Annotated in this window: 13 protein-coding genes; 9 read left to right on the top strand and 4 right to left on the bottom strand. The window is 42.1% G+C overall.

The genetic code is table 11. The features are described 5' to 3' along the window. Position 1: 1 nt before the first annotated feature. The 4 genes from rng to tldD are packed head-to-tail and all read left to right on the top strand — an operon-like array spanning position 2 to position 7,587. A complete protein-coding gene (gene rng, locus CWB80_RS08870) occupies positions 2-1,474 on the top strand; it encodes a ribonuclease G (RefSeq protein ID WP_054552783.1) in 1,473 nt (490 codons plus the stop codon). Beyond that, positions 1,474-5,331, top strand: a complete 3,858-nt coding sequence (locus CWB80_RS08865) for a YhdP family protein (RefSeq protein ID WP_138599265.1) — start codon at positions 1,474-1,476, stop codon at positions 5,329-5,331. Before rng ends, CWB80_RS08865 begins: the two co-directional genes overlap by 1 nt. Next, on the top strand, positions 5,321-6,151 hold the full coding sequence (locus CWB80_RS08860) for a carbon-nitrogen hydrolase family protein (protein ID WP_138599264.1): 831 nt from the start codon (positions 5,321-5,323) through the stop codon (positions 6,149-6,151). The genes CWB80_RS08865 and CWB80_RS08860 overlap by 11 nt, the downstream gene beginning before the upstream one ends. Beyond that, positions 6,148-7,587, top strand: a complete 1,440-nt coding sequence (gene tldD / locus CWB80_RS08855) for a metalloprotease TldD (protein ID WP_055021391.1) — start codon at positions 6,148-6,150, stop codon at positions 7,585-7,587. Before CWB80_RS08860 ends, tldD begins: the two co-directional genes overlap by 4 nt. A 54-nt stretch (positions 7,588-7,641) precedes the next feature. Here tldD and CWB80_RS08850 read toward each other — a convergent pair whose 3' ends face one another. From CWB80_RS08850 to CWB80_RS08840, 3 genes are all read right to left on the bottom strand, one after another. Next, on the bottom strand, positions 7,642-8,373 hold the full coding sequence (locus CWB80_RS08850; RefSeq protein ID WP_138599263.1) for a glutaredoxin family protein: 732 nt from the start codon (positions 8,371-8,373) through the stop codon (positions 7,642-7,644). 125 nt (positions 8,374-8,498) lie between these two features. Then, on the bottom strand, positions 8,499-10,193 hold the full coding sequence (locus tag CWB80_RS08845; RefSeq protein WP_171041503.1) for a hypothetical protein: 1,695 nt from the start codon (positions 10,191-10,193) through the stop codon (positions 8,499-8,501). A gap of 184 nt (positions 10,194-10,377) precedes the next feature. Continuing rightward, entirely contained in the window at positions 10,378-11,418 is a 1,041-nt protein-coding gene (locus tag CWB80_RS08840) for a helix-turn-helix domain-containing protein (protein WP_138599261.1), read from the bottom strand. A gap of 195 nt (positions 11,419-11,613) precedes the next feature. Between CWB80_RS08840 and CWB80_RS22475 the strand changes: the two genes are divergently transcribed. Continuing rightward, entirely contained in the window at positions 11,614-11,772 is a 159-nt protein-coding gene (locus CWB80_RS22475; protein ID WP_166338734.1) for a hypothetical protein, read from the top strand. Further along, positions 11,762-12,355 carry a Fic/DOC family protein gene (locus CWB80_RS08835; RefSeq protein ID WP_138599260.1) on the top strand — a complete coding sequence of 198 codons (594 nt, stop codon included), beginning with the start codon at positions 11,762-11,764 and terminating at the stop codon, positions 12,353-12,355. The genes CWB80_RS22475 and CWB80_RS08835 overlap by 11 nt, the downstream gene beginning before the upstream one ends. Positions 12,356-12,442: 87 nt before the next feature. Here the strand turns inward: CWB80_RS08835 and gorA are convergent, their stop codons facing one another. Then, positions 12,443-13,804, bottom strand: coding sequence for a glutathione-disulfide reductase (gene gorA, locus CWB80_RS08830; RefSeq protein WP_138599259.1), 1,362 nt, complete (start codon positions 13,802-13,804; stop codon positions 12,443-12,445). Positions 13,805-13,955: 151 nt separating this feature from the next. Between gorA and prlC the strand changes: the two genes are divergently transcribed. From prlC to CWB80_RS08815, 3 genes are all read left to right on the top strand, one after another. Beyond that, entirely contained in the window at positions 13,956-16,007 is a 2,052-nt protein-coding gene (gene prlC / locus CWB80_RS08825; RefSeq protein WP_138599258.1) for an oligopeptidase A, read from the top strand. A gap of 107 nt (positions 16,008-16,114) precedes the next feature. After that, positions 16,115-17,293, top strand: coding sequence for a response regulator (locus tag CWB80_RS08820; RefSeq protein ID WP_054552774.1), 1,179 nt, complete (start codon positions 16,115-16,117; stop codon positions 17,291-17,293). A gap of 43 nt (positions 17,294-17,336) precedes the next feature. After that, complete coding sequence (locus CWB80_RS08815; RefSeq protein ID WP_138599257.1) at positions 17,337-18,092, top strand: class I SAM-dependent methyltransferase; 756 nt, start codon at positions 17,337-17,339, stop codon at positions 18,090-18,092. Positions 18,093-18,169 lie beyond the last annotated feature (77 nt).

Raw genomic sequence — 18,169 nt, 5'->3', positions numbered from 1 at the left:
CATGAGCACCGAATTACTGATCAACGTTACACCGAGCGAAAGTCGCGTTGCGCTTATCGAAAATGGCGTACTGCAAGAAATCCAATTAGAGCGAATTGGCAACCTTGGGATCGTGGGCAATATTTACCTAGGTAAAATCAGCCGCGTACTACCGGGTATGCAGGCTGCGTTTGTTGATATTGGCTTAGAGAAAGCCGCCTTTTTACATGCATCAGACATTGTAAACAGTGCCTCAATTGTAGAAGGCGTTGACGAACAGCCAATCAAAAAAGTACAAGATATTCGAGAGCTTGTGCGCCAAGGTCAACATATCATGGTGCAAGTGGTTAAAGACCCGCTAGGTACCAAGGGCGCGCGCTTAACAACCGATATCACGATTCCTTCTCGTTATTTAGTGTTTATGCCAGATGCAACACATGTAGGTGTAAGCCAGCGTATTGAAACCGAAGAAGAACGTTCGCGTTTAAAGAAAATTGTTGCTGAATATGGTGATGATGACGGCAGCTTTATTGTTCGTACCGCAGCAGAAGGTGCATCTGAAGCAGAGCTACGTCACGATGCGGAATTTTTAAAAAAGCTGTGGCAAAAAATCGTCACTAAGCGCAAAAAAACCAGTAAAGAAAGTATCTTGCATGAAGACTTAACACTGGCGTTTCGTACTCTACGTGACTACGTAGGTGAAGACATGGAGCGTATTCGTGTTGATTCAAAACTAACCTATCAAGAGCTTAAAGAATTTACTGAAGAATTTGTGCCGCTGTTATCGGGAGCATTAGAATACTACCCGGGTGAGCGACCTATTTTCGATTTATTCGATGTTGAAACCGAGATCCAAAAAGCACTACATCGTAAAGTTGAGCTTAAATCGGGAGGTTATTTAATTATCGACCAAACCGAAGCGATGACAACCGTTGATGTAAATACCGGTGCGTTTGTTGGCCACCGTAACCTCGAAGAGACCATTTTTAATACTAATATCGAAGCAACCTCAGCGATTGCTCGTCAGCTACGTTTACGTAATTTAGGCGGCATCATTATCATCGACTTTATCGATATGATTAGTGATGAGCACAAACGCCGAGTATTGCATTCACTTGAATCTGCGCTTGCAAAAGATCGTGCAAAAGCCAACATAAATGGCTTATCTGCACTAGGCTTAGTAGAGATGACCCGCAAACGCACCCGCGAAAGCTTGGAGCACATTCTTTGTGATGTGTGTCCAGCGTGTTCAGGGCGCGGCTCGCAAAAAACGGTCGAAACGGTTTGCTACGAAATCTTGCGTGAAATCGTGAGGGTAAACCGTGCCTATGCAGCTGATAAGTTCATGGTTTACGCAGCGCCTTCGGTAAGCGAAGCATTGATCAATGATGAGTATCACAACCTTGCTGAGCTGGAACTATTTATTGGTAAGCAAGTCAGTATTCAAACAGAGAGTTTATACAACCAAGAACAGTTTGATGTGGTAATGATGTAATGAAGGCAAAAACGGTCTGCTTTTATTGTTTACGTAAGTTATGGCAAGTATTTGCTATTACTCTCGTACTGCTGGCCGTTATTGTCTCTGTGGTAAAGTACTCACTGCCATACGCGAATGACTATAAAGATGACATTGAAGCGTTTTTGTATGAACGTTTTGATGTAAATTTAGCGATTGGCTCAATCTCAGCCAGTTGGCAGGGGAAAGGACCCGCCTTAGTCATCGAAGATATTTCCTTTGAAGATAACCAAACCTCACCCATTGCACTCACCATTGATAAAGCGAGCCTTGAAGTTAACTTATGGGAATCGGTAAAAACCCGTCAGCTTAAATCGAGCTACTTTGTGATCAATGGTTTTCATGCTGATGTCGATTTACCAACGATGCTTGATTTAGGCAATAATCAACAATCAGGTAACTTTGAGCAAAAAGAACTTATCGAAGGTTTGTTTCTTGGTGAAACAGGGCACTTTGCAGTGCAAGATAGTAGCCTTAACTTTATCCTCAATGATGGTAAAGAGCGTAAGCTCATTCTTGAAAACATTGTCTGGCAAAATACCCCTGAGCAACATCAAGGCTCAGGTACATTAGCGTTACCAGGAATTTCTGTTGGTAGCTTTGACGCCCGTATGGCGCTGAATGGGTCGACTCTTGAAACCATGGCAGGTGATATCTATGTGCAAGCGGCGAACGTTGATGTATCTAAATGGCTGGCGCAATATATTAATACCGACAAACAGCAGCTTAATTCCGACATCAACTTACAAACTTGGTTTAGCCTTGATAAAGGCCTGATCAGCGATGTAAAAGTGCAGTGGTTACCGAGTTTTATCAACTGGCAACAAAACCAAGAAGCGCATCAAATCAGTCTAAGCGAAGGTGGTTTTCATTTATTTCCAAAGCAAGGTGGCTGGCGCTTAAAAAGCACCGGACTTACCTTTGAAAGCGATTTAAAACAATGGCCAACCTTACAATTTGAAGCTCAGCTTGGCGATAAAAATCAAATTTGGTTAAAGCAATTTGATTTTGCATTGCTGGCCAAGTTATCACAGTTAAGTAACTTTGAAGTACTTGCCCCGTTTTTAGCTCGTCAACCCAATGGTCAGTTAAGTGATGCCTACCTTGAGTTAGGTCAGCAGGATAACTGGCAACTTTGGTTTCAGGGCGAACAAATTAATTGGCTGTCGCTGCAAGGTGTTCCGGGTGGGCAAGCTATCCGCGTTAATGGCTTAATTAATCAATCAGCTGGGCGAATTCAGCTTTATGGCGAGAATAATCAACTATTAACAAACGGCAGCTTTAGCCAAGATATTGCCTATAACCAATTAAATGTAGAACTAGACCTTCATCATTACGATGATGGCTGGCGCATTAGTAGCGATAATATTTGGCTTGATAACGACGAAGTAACTGTGGCTGCTGAGATGATGCTCAGCCTGACTGATGAACCCCGGTTAGATTTATATGCTGAAGCCTATGCCCCTGATGCTAAAGTCGCTGGGCATTATTTTCCGTTACCTGTCATGAGCAAAAGCCTTGTTAGCTACCTCAATGGAGCCATTAAAGGTGGCGAAGTAAATAAAGCGCAAGTGTTGTTCTCAGGGCCATTTAAAGGGTTTCCGTTCAAAGAGCAGCAAGGTCAATTTGAAGTGTTAGCGAATGTTGAAAACGCGAACTATAAGTTTTCACCAAGCTGGCCAGAAGTTGAAGATGCCAACGTCATTTTACATTTCGAAAATGAGCGCATGGATATCTATAGCAAGTCGGGCAAGCTGGTTAATCTAGTCCTTGGCGATAGCGTGCATGTCAGTATTGCCGATTTAATGAATGCAGATGTCTTAAAAGTTGCTATTAATAAACGCGCCCATGGCGATAAGCTTAATCCCTTCTTTTCTGCGACTCCGTTAGCAAAACCGTTAGCTGATGTATTTGAGGTAGTTCAAGCTAAAGGGGAAGCGCAGGCTGAAATTGAATTACTAGTAGATCTAGAGTCTGGTCATGTTGATGCGATTGGTGAAGTTGAGTTAGCTAATATTCCTATTTACCTTGCACAACCTGGGATCACACTTAATCACATGACCGGTATTGTTAAGTTTAACAACGATAAAATCGACTTAAAAAATGCCAAAGCAGATTGGATGGGTATGCCGCTCACTGCAAGTTATAACAGTGAAAGTGTGGCTGATAACTATCGCGCTGAAATTGCTATAAAGTTAGCACTTGAAGCTGAGCCTTTAATTGAACAGGCCCATGGTTTACTGGCCGGTTACTTAAGCGGCCAAAGTGATGTAGATATTAATGTGTCGCTTAACTTTTTACCGAATGACTTTAATTACCGCGCCGATGTGAGTGGTAATTTAATCGGTGTGACTAGCCAACTACCTGCACCTTATAACAAAGGCGCAGAGCAGAAATGGCCATTAACTGCAGTGGTACAGGGCGACCGTATTTCTAATTTGATCACCGCAAATGTTGATGAGCAGTTATTTTTTAATGCGATTTTAGATAATGGCGAAAAGAAATTTAGTAATGCCCATTTAATTTTAGGTGCACAAGATTTAGGTTTGAACCGTGAAGGTTTTGCGGTATCTATTGATTTACCAGAAACCGAAATAGTGCCTTGGTTTGGCTTAATTGATCAAATTATTGCGCTTACCAAAGTTAAGTCAGATGCGCCAAGTGTGATGCCTGCATTCAACAACGTAACGGGAAAATTTAATAAACTGGCACTACACAATATCGACTTTAATGATTTTGAATTTCGCTTAGCGCCAAAACAATCAGATTTAGAGTTAAAGCTAAATGCTAAAGAATTACGTGCCGATGCACTGATCCCAACCGGTGAAACACGCAGACCAATTCAAATTTTTACTGACTATCTGCGTATTAATTTTAACGAAGTTGCAGAGCAAACAGAGCAAAGCACTGAACCTGAAGATTTAAGCTGGTTAACCCGAGTCCCAGCCATCGAGTTTAACTGTGAAGATTGTAAAGTCGCTGAGTATCAGCTCGATAAAATTAAAAGTAGCTTAGTTGGGGAGAACGATAAACTTTTGTTTACTGAGCTGGTTATCGACAAAGGCGATCACGTATTGCGCGGTAAAGGGCAATTTGCCGATGGGCAAACACGCTTTAGTGGTAACTTACAAAGTGACGATATTGGTGCGCTATTTGATGAGTTTGATATCACTACTACAGTAAAAGACTCTGACGCCAATATTAAGTTTGATCTTGCTTGGCAAGGCGCACCTTATAGCTTTGATGTACCAAGTTTAGCCGGTGAGTTAGATTGGCGTTTAGGTGAAGGACACCTTGCTGAGATCAGTGATGGTGGTGCGCGAGTATTCTCATTACTGAGTTTAGACTCGTTAGTGCGTAAGCTGAAACTGGACTTTAGGGATGTATTCTCCAAAGGCTTTTTCTATAACAGCATGCAAGGCACGATGCAGCTAGAAAAGGGCATTGCTTACACTCAAGATACCAAACTTGATGGTGTGCCTGCTGATTTAACGATTAAAGGCCATACAAACTTAAATACCTTTGAAATTGATTACGACCTAGCGGTTGCGCCGCAGGTAACGTCGAGTATTCCAGTGATTGTGGCATGGATGGTTAATCCGGTAAGTGGTCTTGCTGCGTTGGCAATCGACAAAGTGATTCACTCAGCGCGGGTGATCTCAGAGATCAACTTTAAAGTAACAGGCAGTATGAACGATCCTGTTGTCGAAGAAGTTGATCGTAAGAGCCGTGAAGTGACGTTACCGCAAGCCGCGCAAAGCCAGCCGCAGTCGTCGACGCAACTAAAATTAAAAGATGCCGCATCTTCAGCGAGTTTAGATAATAATGAAGGCTAATCCTCACCCACAGGTTGTTGCAGTACAAATGTGCTCAAGTATGAATGCTGAGCAAAATCTCGCTTTTTTAGCAGATACGTTGAATCAGTTACCTGCAACTCGGCCATTGCTAGTGTGTTTACCGGAAAGCTTTTTGATCTTTAGTAAGCAAAGCCAAGCAAGCTATCAATTAGGTCACCAAAGTGAGGCATATAAAGCGAAACTTGCCGATTTATGCAAGCAACATGATATTTGGTTAGCCGCTGGCACCCTGCCTGTTTCGCAGCAAAATGGTAAGTATTTAGCCGCCTCGTTTTTATTTAACAACCAAGGCGATGTGGTTGCGCAGTACAATAAAATTCATTTATTTGATGTAGATGTAGCCGACACTACCCGCAGTTACCGAGAGTCTGATGCGACGCAAGCAGGCAATGATATTGTGGTGGTCGACTCGCCATTTGGTAAAATTGGCTTAGCAGTATGTTATGATCTACGTTTTAGTGGCTTATTTACCGCCATGCAGCGCCAAGGGGCTGAGCTTATTTTAGTGCCCAGTGCCTTTACCACAGTCACCGGTGCTGCTCATTGGCATATTTTATTAGCTGCACGTGCAATCGAAACACAATGTTATGTGGTTGCCGCAGCGCAGTGGGGCGAGCACGAGAATGGCCGCCACACTTATGGTCACAGCATTATTATTTCACCATGGGGAGAAACGCTCAGTGAGCTTGCCTCTGGTACCGGGTTTATCAGCCATGAGCTTGATTTAAACCGCTTGAATACAATTCGCCAAGACATGCCTGTGCAGTCTCAGCAACGATTTAGAGAGCATTTATTATGAACACGGTTGAACAGCATTTATTACATGACAGCCAATTAACAAGAGAAGAATTAGAAAAAACGCTCGCTTTTATTCATCAGCACCAAGTTGACTATGCCGACCTGTATTTTCAATCGAGCCATCACGAATCTTGGGTGCTTGAAGACGGTTTAGTAAAAGAAGGCTCATACAACGTTGAGCGTGGTGTGGGTGTGCGTGCTGTTAGCGGTGAAAAAACCGGTTTTTCATACTCAGATGCGATTAACCTTGAAGCGTTAAACAAAGCAGCAACGGCTGCGCGTAGCATTGCCAATGCTGGCGAAAACAAAACAATTCAGGTGTTCAGTGATGTAGCTGCTAAAGAGCAGTATGCGCCGCATCAGCCAATTCAAAGCATGAGCAACGATGACAAAGTAAGCCTGCTACGTGAACTTGAAAACTATATTCGTCAATTAGCGCCGGATGCTGAGCAAGTGATCAGTTCAATGTCGGCGGTTTATGAAGAAGTGTTAATTGCTGCAAGTGATGGCACCTTTGCCACCGATATTCGCCCGCTTATTCGCTTAAACTGCTCAGTGTTACTTGAGAAGAACGGCCGTCGTGAGCGCGGTGGTGCAGGGGGCGGTGCGCGTTTAGATTATGGCTATTTTAAAGAGTTAGTCGATGGCAAACCGCGCTGGATGGAATACGCCGAAGAAGCTGTTCGCCAAGCAAAAGTAAACCTTGAAGCAATCGATGCACCTGCCGGTAGCATGGAAGTCGTGCTAGGCGCAGGTTGGCCGGGTGTGTTACTACACGAAGCGGTAGGCCATGGCCTAGAAGGTGACTTTAACCGTAAAGGCGCATCAGCGTTTAGCGGTAAAGTAGGTCAAAAGGTGGCATCTGAACTGTGTACAGTCGTGGATGATGGCACTATTGCTGATCGCCGTGGTTCATTGAACGTGGATGACGAAGGGACACCAGCTGCGTATAACGTGCTTATTGAAAACGGTATTTTAAAGGGCTACATGCAAGATAAGCTAAATGCCCGTTTGATGGGTGTTAACCCTACTGGTAACGCACGCCGTGAATCGTATGCTCATTTACCTATGCCGCGTATGACCAACACCTATATGTTAGGTGGCGAGCACAGCCAAGCTGATATCATCAGCTCAGTGAAAAAAGGTATCTTCGCGCCTAACTTTGGTGGCGGCCAAGTGGATATTACGTCAGGTAAGTTTGTATTTAGTGCCTCTGAAGCCTACTTAATTGAAAACGGTAAAATCACGCAACCTATCAAAGGCGCAACACTGATTGGCAATGGCCCAGAAGTGATGCAGCAAATTTCGATGGTAGGCAACGACTTAGCGCTTGATAAAGGCGTTGGCGTATGTGGCAAAGATGGCCAAAGCGTACCTGTTGGTGTGGGTCAACCAAGCCTTAAAATTGATAACCTAACTGTGGGTGGTACGGCATAATTGTCCCTACTGATGGTTATAGTGAACGCGAGGGTAATCCCTCGCGTTTTTGTATTAGCTCAATAGCATCCATATACCTGCGGCAATCATAAATAAGTTTTCACTCAGAGAGATAAAGCCGAGCGGCACATTACTGTCGCCACCAACACAGGCGCATTTAAGCTCTCGTTTATCGATATACACAGCCTTAATAACCGATATCGCACCTATACCACCAATAAATAGTGAAAATGGTGCTACAGCTGAGGCGGGTAATTTAGCCACCATACCTATCGCTACATACGCCTCTATAAATGGATAAACATAGGCGTAGGGCACGACACGCATGGCTAGTAAGTCATAGGTAATAAATGAGTTAGAAAAGCTGTATAAGTCTTGCAGCTTTTGTATCGCTAATACCGCCATGGATAATGCAACGAACAGCAGCAGGTTCTTCATAGAAAATAAAGCCTCACCACTGGCATAAGTGAAACCGCAGCTTAGTAACATAGTCACTGCAAAAATCGCTAATACAGGGGTATAACTGGTACCTTGTTGGCCAGCCTCGGGCAGATTAAAAAAGTCGCGTAAATCATCGTAACCACCAATGCGTTTATCGTTGATAAAGGTTTGTGGTGTGGTTTTTACATCATGCTGCTGTTTGAATTCGTCAGTTTGCTCACGGCTGGTTAAGTGACGATCATCAACATCGTAACCATGACGCTCAAGTAAATCTTTTGATTTTAAACCGAATGGGCAAATATGCTCATCGGTCACCATGCGATATAAAATTGCAGACTTAGACACAGTGCCTCCTTGTAAAAATGCCTTGTTTACTGCGTAATAACTACTTAATTACACAGTAAACAAGAGCAAATTCTTGCTATAACTGGTTACTTTATTAACAGTTACAAGGTTTGTGCCAGCACTGGTTATTGTTTAGTTATAGTTAAAACAGCATCCATTACCGGATCGATACCTGCAAAGTAGTCTTTTGCAGAAAGCGTAATTGGCATATCGGGCGCTAACCAGATTCGATGATCTTCCGCTCGGCTTTGCTGGTGGAATTGGCTCGAAATAAGGCCTGTTTGTTTACTGTATGGCAGGTTAAACCAGCCAGCTTCACCTGCCACATTTGGGCGGGTGCCTGATGGCTCACCTACAAAAATCGCTGGCACTATATTGGCAATCTTTACAGCTACATCATGGCCTGCCGAAAACGTATTGCGGCCAATTAATATAAATAGCTTTCCTTGTGGTTTTAATACGTTAAAAAATGCGGCCGTTGCCACCAAAGGCGGGGTGAGTGAGCCATTACCACCACTGTTATGGCGAAGGTCTAGCACCAGATGCTCAATGTCATCGTGTTTGATTTGTGCTTGTAGCTGCATGGCAAATTCAGCAAGGGTGAGATCTTTGTTATTTCGCACATCATTGAATTGTACATACAGTAATTTATTCGTTTTGATTTGTTCGCTCCAAAACGGCGTATTGTTTTTTGCTAAGTATCTAAGCGTGGGGTGTTCAGCAAGTTTTGGTAACTTAGGAAAACCTGCAAATTGCATTGATTTGAGCGCTGGTGTTACTGTGGTGATAGCGCCTTGTGGTGAGCTGAGCGTAAGTGTTACCTCGCTCCCTTTGCTAATGCCAAGCCCGTTTAGCACATCAAGCAAACTTAAATAATAGGGACCCAACCAAAGGGTTTGCATTTCATTATCGCGAGCATTAATACGTTTAGTTAACTCAAGAGCTTGCTGGGCTGGTGTATCGGCAAATGCCTCAACTTTATAGCCAACATATTGCTGGTAATCGCTACTTGCTTTGCTGATGTATAAACCGTCACTAAATTGATAAAACTGAAATGGTAGTTGCTGAAAGTTGCCTGTTTCACCCCATGCTGGGATCAATAGATTATGACCATTGCCAAGTAATGCAATTAGCTCCATAAACTGAAAAACAATTTGCTGATCGGTTAGAATAGGAATCGACTTATCAATCTCAGCTACTTTTTCTGCAAACTGTTGTGAGCTCATGTTTTGATACATTGCCACGTGTAAACGTTTAATTTCTGAGACTAAAAACGCTAAATCGGCGCGCCATTTTTGATCTCGATTGAGTTCAGTATCCAAATTATTACCCGCAAGTGATTTATAACTGGCCGATTGCGCAAAGCGTTCAAAGTGAGGGTTAATACCAGATTTAAATAAGCTGGTGCCAGCAAGTGTTGGGCGGTCATCCCACCTTGCTGCCAGTGCTTTTTTAAGCCAATACTCAGCTTGCTGTTGGTTTTTAAGCTCTGCGTATGCCTCTGCAATTTTCACCATTAAATCGTTCGGGTTACTGGCCCCATTAGGAATGCCTTTTAAGCTAGTCCCAATTGCAAGTGCGCGTTGCAAAGCATTGCTGGCATTTTGATAATCGGCCAATTGAAAGTAACTGAGGCCAAGTAAATACCAAGTATCGCCATCATTTTGATATTCATTAATGAGCATTTTTGTGAGTTTATTCACCTGAGCCCAGTTTTGTTGTTTAGCAAATTCTATTGCTGCTGTTTTCGATTGAAAGTAAGCGATTGGGTCGCTTGCACCAACACGACTTGGCTGCACTTTTAAAGCTTGATTAGTCACCTCTAAAGAGTGATTCGTTGCTAAAGCAAAACCCGAAAAGTTTATTAATAGGCACAAAGTTAGTAGTAAAAAATAGGACTTGTACATCAGGAGTCTCAAAGTTGTTTTTTGTTTAAATTAGCGTTTGAGTTGTAAAAAAGCGTCCTAAAACAGGATTTAGGACGTTTTTTGTCTGTTTTATGAGCTAATTCTTTTGCGTTTGCTTCTTAAATTGACTCGGTGTTAATCCCGTTTCTTTTTTAAACACGGCATTAAAAGTCGATTTAGAATTAAAGCCTGCTTGAAATGCCAGCTCTATCAGGCTGAGTTTTTGAGGTGAGTCTTGCTCTATTTCGCGTTTAACATCATTCACTCTATGCTGGTTGATGTACTCACAAAAGTTGTTCCCCGTTGTGCTGTTAATAGCCCAAGATATTTCTTTACTACCGAGCCCTGTTTGATTTGCTAAGTCGTTTAGTGAGAGCCTAGGTTGTCGATAAAGCGATTCGTTAATAATCAAGTTATCAATGGTTGAGAAAATTTGCTGCGCAAGTTGCTCGTCAGCCGAATCAGTTTGTTCAGCTTCGGGTTCTTCTGACAATGTGACTGGCTCGAATTGAAAGCTATTTTTGATGGTGTGAAACAACAAAAAGCTAAACATCAGCAGTAACAGTATTTCGTTTAATAAATACCAGTGCATCTTTATATCGAGCGGCGTGATTGGTTGCACATTCATGCGCAGCAAATCAAATACGACAATAATGGCAAAAATAAATAATGCTTTGATCAGCCACTTTAATTTAAGGCTCTCAGCATCTGAGCGAGCATGCATAAGTTGTTTGTGATAGCGCTTTAAAATGCCATAAGCGAAGTAGAAATAACCAAGTTGACTGAGCGAACCAAGTAAAATGATCGCTTGCGTGTAGTGGGTAAAGGCCAAGGAAATAGCCGCAGGAATTAAGTGTACCGCGTAGTGTGATGTTTTAAAGGGCTGTTTACCTGTAATCGACAAGGTAAAAAAGTAAATCATAGGCCCATACAGTAATGTAAATGCAGGGGTAATTAAGTAACTAGAAAACCCTAACCCTTCTAGCAGGTTAAAGGCGCACACACAGCCTTGAAATGCAAACAGCAGCACCAAGGAACGACTTTGTTTTTGGCTATTAATTAATAATGCACCAAATAACATTTGGAACAGAAAGATACTCTGTACAAGGTGTACAGGGAATAAAGTGATTGATTGCAAAGTAGTTTACGTTTTTATTCTTTTAGCTGAGTTTAACAACTCCCCATCACTTTGTAATCATAGGCAATAAAAAGTTTAAATTGGTCAGTATTTTAATTGCCTTTTTCTCTTCTTTTTGGCTGTACTTTCGAATAAGTTGATTAATGGCAATTTATGCTTGAATAAGCTAGAATTATCAGTATTACAGGAGGGTTTATGACTACCAAAACTGCTAAGACTAGCAATCAGCAAAAAACTAAGTTTATGCCCGATATGGATAACTTTAAGGTCAGTTTAAGCTATGAAGGTCTAACGCTGAAAACTAATAGTGAAGGCAAAAGTATTGCTGAATTGAAGCGTAAATATGCGCGATAAATACGGGGTAGCTCAAGATAAATATTGCTACCCTGCCTCTGATGTATTAATTAATTTATTAGATATTCGAGAATCGGATATATTAGATCAAGCTGAAGCTGAGTTTACCGCTGAACGCTATAGAACTTATGACTCCCCCGAACAACCTCTATCTAAGTTTTCACTTGAGCATTTAAAACATCTTCATCACCACTTATTTCAAGACTTATATGTGTGGGCAGGTCAAATTAGGGATGTTGATATCTCCAAGGGTAATACCCGCTTTTGTACTTGGACGCGTATTGAGCCTGAAGCTAACAAATTATTTCGAACCATTCCGGCAATATCGAATTGTCATAATAATGATGAACTAATTGAAAAAGTGGCAGACTTGTTTTGTGAGCTAAATTTACTTCACCCATTCCGCGAAGGTAACGGTAGAGTGCTACGTTTCTTTTTTGAAGAAATGTTATATAGCATCGGCTATAAGGTTTCGTGGCCTCCAATCTCTCAGAGAGAGTGGATTGATGCGAATATTGCAGGTGTGAATTTAAACCTAGATTTACTTAAACGTATTTTTAGTCAAGCAATTTCTGAGCTTTGATAGTGTACTGAAATCACTACCAAATTTACTCAATAAAAAACCTTGTGGCAGCACCACAAGGTTTTAAAATTGACTCGCAACGCGAGTTTATCTCATCGTTACAAACTCTTCTGAGCCCGTCGGGTGAATAGCCACAACAGCATCAAAGTCTGCTTTGGTTGCGCCCATCTTCATTGCAACGGCAAAGCCTTGGATCATTTCGTCAACGGTAAAGCCAATGCCGTGTAAGCCAACAACTTTTTCGTCTTCGCCTGCACACACTAGCATCATGTTACATGCTTGACGGTGCTGAGTAACCGCTGTGTACATTGCTGCAAAGCTTGATTTATATACTTTAACGTTATCTCTGCCGTATTGATCAATCGCTTGCTGCTCTGTTAAACCAATTGTGCCGATTGGTGGATGGCTGAATACCACAGTAGGTACTAGCTCGTAGTCCATTTTTAAATCATCAGGTAGTTCTTTATTGAATAAGCGCTCTGATAAAATACGACCTGCTTTAACGGCTACTGGCGTAAGTTCGATACCGTTTTCGATGATATCGCCAACTGCGTATACGTTTTCAGCTGTGGTGTTTTGGAATTCGTCTACTTTAACGTAACCAGCTTCAGTTACTTCAACACCTGCCGCAGCAAGATTGATCTTGTCAGTTGTAGGTGTACGGCCAATTGCCCAAATAACTTCATCAACGTTTTGGCTGTGACCATTTTCAAAGTGAATGGTTAAGCTGCCATCGCTTTCTTTAACTACTTCTTTAGGTGTGCACTCAGTGTGAAGAGTTGGGCCTTCTTTTGCCATAATATCGATAAGCGTATCAACAATGTATGGGTCAAAAGTACGTAGTGGTTTGTTTTTACGAACAAACAAGTGTGTTTCTGTACCAAGGCTATGAAGTACACCAGCGATTTCAACGGCAATGTAGCCTGCACCAACCACAGCAACACGCTTAGGCTGTGCGTCTAGTTCAAAGAAGCCGTTCGAATCAATGCCAAGCTCAGCGCCTGGGATATTAGGAATAGTAGGGCGGCCACCAACAGCAACAAGAATATGGTCTGCCGTGTATAGCTCACCATTTACTTCAACTGTTTTGTTATCAACAAACTTAGCAAAGCCATTGATTACAGTTACACCATTGCTAGATAAGTACTTGTTGTAACCTTGGTGAATACGACCAATGTAAGCTTCGCGGCTTTCAACTAATTTAGCCCAGCTAAAACCTTTTAATTCAACATCAAAGCCGTAGTCAGGTGCATATGCGTTAATTGCTTCAGCAATTTGTGCGCCGTGCCACATTACTTTCTTTGGAACACAACCCACGTTTACACAGGTGCCACCCATGTGTTTTGCTTCAATAAGAGCGACTTTTGCGCCACGCATTGCTGCACGGTTTGCAGAGGCAATACCGCCACTACCACCACCAATTGCAATGTAATCAAAATGCTGAGCCATAGTTTGTCCTCAAAAATAGATAATTCTTTATTAATTAATCGATTTAGTAATAAGTTGATAATAGCATAATAAAGACCAAGGTTAAGCCCCTTGTATTTCATCAATTCGCCCCAACTTCAAAATCATCTTCGCATAAAATTTGAGAACGAAAATGACAATTGCAGAAAATAACCCACTCATTGGTTTAGAAGGGCTTCCGCCGTTTTCTAAAATTAAACCAGCACATGTAGTGCCAGCATTAAAAGCGGCGATTGCTGAGTGCCGTGCCAAAATAGATGAGGTACTGGCAACTAAATCATACACATGGAATGATTTGGTTCTTCCGCTTGAAGAAGCTGATGACAAGTTATCACGCTTATTTTCACCGGTATCACATATGAATTCTGTCGTTAACAGCGATGAACTACGTGAAGCCTATGAGCAATGTTTGCCATTGTTATCTGAGTATTCAACGTTTGTTGGTCAGCATCAAGGTTTGTATGATGCTTACAACGCACTTCACAGCAGTGACGAATTTAAAACTCTGACCATTGCCCAACAAAAAACCATTACTAATGCACTGCGTGATTTTGAGCTATCTGGTATTGCCTTAAAGCCTGAACAACAAAAGCGTTATGGCGAAATTAGTGCGCGTTTATCTGAGCTGGCCTCTAAGTTTGGTAACAATGTAATGGATGCCACGCTTGCTTGGCAAAAGCATATTACAGATGAAAGCGAACTGGCTGGTTTACCAGAGTCTGCGTTAGCACTAGGTGCAGATACAGCTAAAAGCAAAGAGCTAGAAGGCTGGGTATTCACGTTAGATTTTCCATCTTACTTACCAATCATGACTTATGCTGATAACCGCGAGTTACGTGAAGAGTTTTACACTGCGTTTGTGACGCGTGCCTCTGATCAAGGTCCTAACGCTGGTGAATTTGATAACTCAGCTATTATGAGCGAAGAGCTTGCCCTGCGTCATGAACTTGCCGAGTTACTTGGTTTTAACAGCTACGCTGATATGTCATTGGCGACTAAAATGGCAGAAACGCCAGAGCAAGTTTTCTCATTCTTAGAAGATTTAGCTGCTAAGTCTAAGCCACAAGCTGAGCAAGAGCTTGCTGAGCTAACAGCTTACGCAAAAGATAAGCACGGTGTGACTGAACTGGCTGCATGGGACTACGCTTACTACGGCGAAAAGCTCAAGCAAGAGAAGTACGCGATTTCTGATGAAGTGCTGCGCCCATATTTTCCAGCCAATAAAGTTCTAAGTGGCTTATTCACTACCGTTAATCGTTTATTTGGTATTAGTGTTAAAGAAGTGACAGAGTTTGATACTTATCACCCTGATGTACGTTTCTTCGAAATTTACGATAACAGCAACATGTTACGTGGTCGCTTTTATCTAGATTTATACGCCCGCGATCGCAAGCGTGGCGGTGCTTGGATGGATGACTGCATGGGTCGAAAAGTACGTGCAAACGGCGAATTACAAACCCCAGTTGCGTACTTAGTGTGTAACTTTAATAAAGCAGTGGGTGATAAGCCTGCTTTGTTTACGCATAACGAAGTGACTACGTTATTCCATGAGTTTGGTCATGGTATTCACCATATGTTGACACAAGTTGATGCAGCGCCAGTGGCTGGTATTAACGGTGTTGCATGGGACGCGGTTGAGTTACCAAGTCAGTTCCTTGAAAACTGGTGTTACGAAGAAGAAGCGCTGAGCTTTATTTCGGGTCATTACGAAACAGATGAGCCATTACCAAAAGAGTTACTAGATAAACTCCTTGCGGCGAAGAACTTCCAATCAGGTATGCAAATGCTGCGTCAGCTTGAGTTCTCGTTGTTTGATTTTACTATTCACCATACTTACAAAGCGGGTGAGCCATGTCATATTCAAGCAACACTTGATGAGGTACGCAGTAAAACGGCTGTTGTTAAAGCGCCAGCGTTTAATCGTTTCCAGCATGGCTTTAGCCATATTTTTGCAGGCGGTTATAGCGCAGGTTATTACTCTTATAAATGGGCTGAAGTACTCTCGGCCGATGCGTTTTCTAAATTTGAAGAAGAAGGCATTTTTAACCCAGCAACGGGCGAAGCTTTCTTAAAGAACATTTTAGAAAAAGGGGGAAGCGAAGAGCCTATGGAGCTATTTAAAAAGTTCCGCGGACGCGAACCACAAGTTGATGCACTACTAAGACATAGTGGTATTGCAGCATAATACACATTACTTAAACTAAAGCGCCGTAAGGCGCTTTTTTATTAATAATTCTTAGCAAATTCAATCTTGCGTACTATTCTTTTTAAAAACAGTTGCAGGAATTAAGTATGTCAAAACTTGTATTAGCCATTGATGATGATAAGTATGTCCATCATGTGATTGAAGAATCACTATCGGGCTTTTGCACGTTGATCCATGCTAAAAATGGTGAAGAAGGATTAAGGCAGGCGATAAAGTACAGCCCAGACATTATTTTACTTGATGTTGAAATGCCTGCTAAATCAGGGTACGAGGTGTGTAACGAATTAAAAGCTAACCCGCAAACTAAAGATATTCCTGTGATGTTTTTATCGGGTAAAGCGGACTTACCAGACCGTGTAAAAGGCTATAACGCAGGTGCAGCTGATTACATTGTAAAACCATTCAATGCTGAAGAGCTGATGGCACGAATTCGTGTGTTATATCAGTACCGCCAGCATTCAAAAAAATTAACCAGTGATGTTGAGCGAGCGCAAATAACCGCCGAAATAGCGATGACAGATTCAGGTGATATGGGACGCATCATGCGCTACGTTGGGCAGACTTATCATGCGCATGATATCAAAGCGTTATCTGAGCATATGTTTGAGTTTTTTAACCCGATGGAGCTTGATGTCGTGCTGGCGTTTTGGTATCACGATGTTGGCGTGTTTTGCTGTGCCGAAGGTGGAGTATGTCCTTTAGAGCAGGAGTTACTTGAAAAACATCGTGATGCGAATCGCTTTGTTGATTTTAGCCACCGCACCATTATTAATTACCCTAAAGTGTCGATGCTGGTTAAAAACATGCCATTAGATGATGCCCAACTCTATGGTCGTTATAAAGATTTATTCCCGCACATCCTCGAAGTCACAAACGCAAAAGTTCAAGATATGGAAATTAATGAGCGGGCACTGACTCAGGCACAGCAAATTGGGAATGCCTTTAATGAACTATCTCAACAAATGTATCAAAACAGTGATTCACGCGAACGAGCGGTTGAAAAACTAGCTGCGCAATTGGATGAGTTAAATAAGTCAGTCGCACAAAGCAATTTGTCGAGTAGTGATGAAGTAACTTTTCATCTACAGCAACTAGAGCAGACTAAGTTATTATTTTCTTCGCTCAATGATGATTTAGCGTTTATAAAATATCAGTTAAAACACATTATTGAAGCGCGTAGTGATCTTCTCGCCAGTTTACAAAAAATGGCAGAGCCTAGTCACACTGAAGATGTCACTTCACAAACGGATATCGAGCTATTTTAAGCCATGCTATACTGACGCCGATTAATATAGCTCGGAGTTTTGTGTGGTAATTCATTGTCCTTTTAAAGAAATGCGTCCTTATTTAGATGCAATAGAGTTGCGTTTTGGTTTAGCTAAGTGGGCTGAGCAGAATGCGGGCTTTTCGCTTCATTATGACGACCAAGGTCTTAGCTTGAAAAAAAAGGACGAACCTAAGCTAGGTGCAATCCACGTTGATTTTGTAACGGGTGCTGCTGCTCACCGCCGTAAGTTTGGTGGAGGTAAAGGGCAAGCTATAGCAAAGGCTGTAGGGTTAAATAAAGGTGCCACACCAGTGGTTCTTGATGCCACCGCAGGCCTTGGTCGTGATGGCTTTGTACTGGCATCACTAGGCTGTAAAGTGATTTTACATGAGCGCCATCCAGTAGTTGCTGCGCTATTATTTGATGGCCTAGAACGCGCCTATAACGATGCAGAAATTGGCCCTTGGATGAAAGAAAACATGAGCTTAGTGTTTGGCTCTAGTCATACGTTACTGGCGCAGTGTAGTGATACTCCTGATGTTGTGTACTTAGATCCTATGTTTCCTCATCGTGAAAAATCAGCCCTCGTTAAAAAAGAAATGCGAGTATTCCAAGAGCTTGTGGGCTCAGATAGCGATGCCGATGATCTATTAGAGTTTGCTTATCCGCTTGCTAGTAAGCGAGTGGTTGTGAAGCGCCCTGATTACGCGCCATTTTTAAATGACAAAACCCCGAGTATGCAAATCAAAACCAAAAAGAACCGCTTTGATGTATATGTAAAAGCGGCAATGGTTTAAATCTAATGTTTTTGGATGTGTCTGGTTTTTTCGTGTAGTTGTTTATGGTGGTATTTCATCATATTGTCATAAAAGGT

Source organism: Pseudoalteromonas sp. S1650, from assembly GCF_005887195.1.
In the GTDB taxonomy this organism is placed as follows: Bacteria; Pseudomonadota; Gammaproteobacteria; order Enterobacterales; family Alteromonadaceae; genus Pseudoalteromonas; species Pseudoalteromonas simplex.
This window is presented reverse-complemented; position numbering and strand designations above follow the sequence as displayed.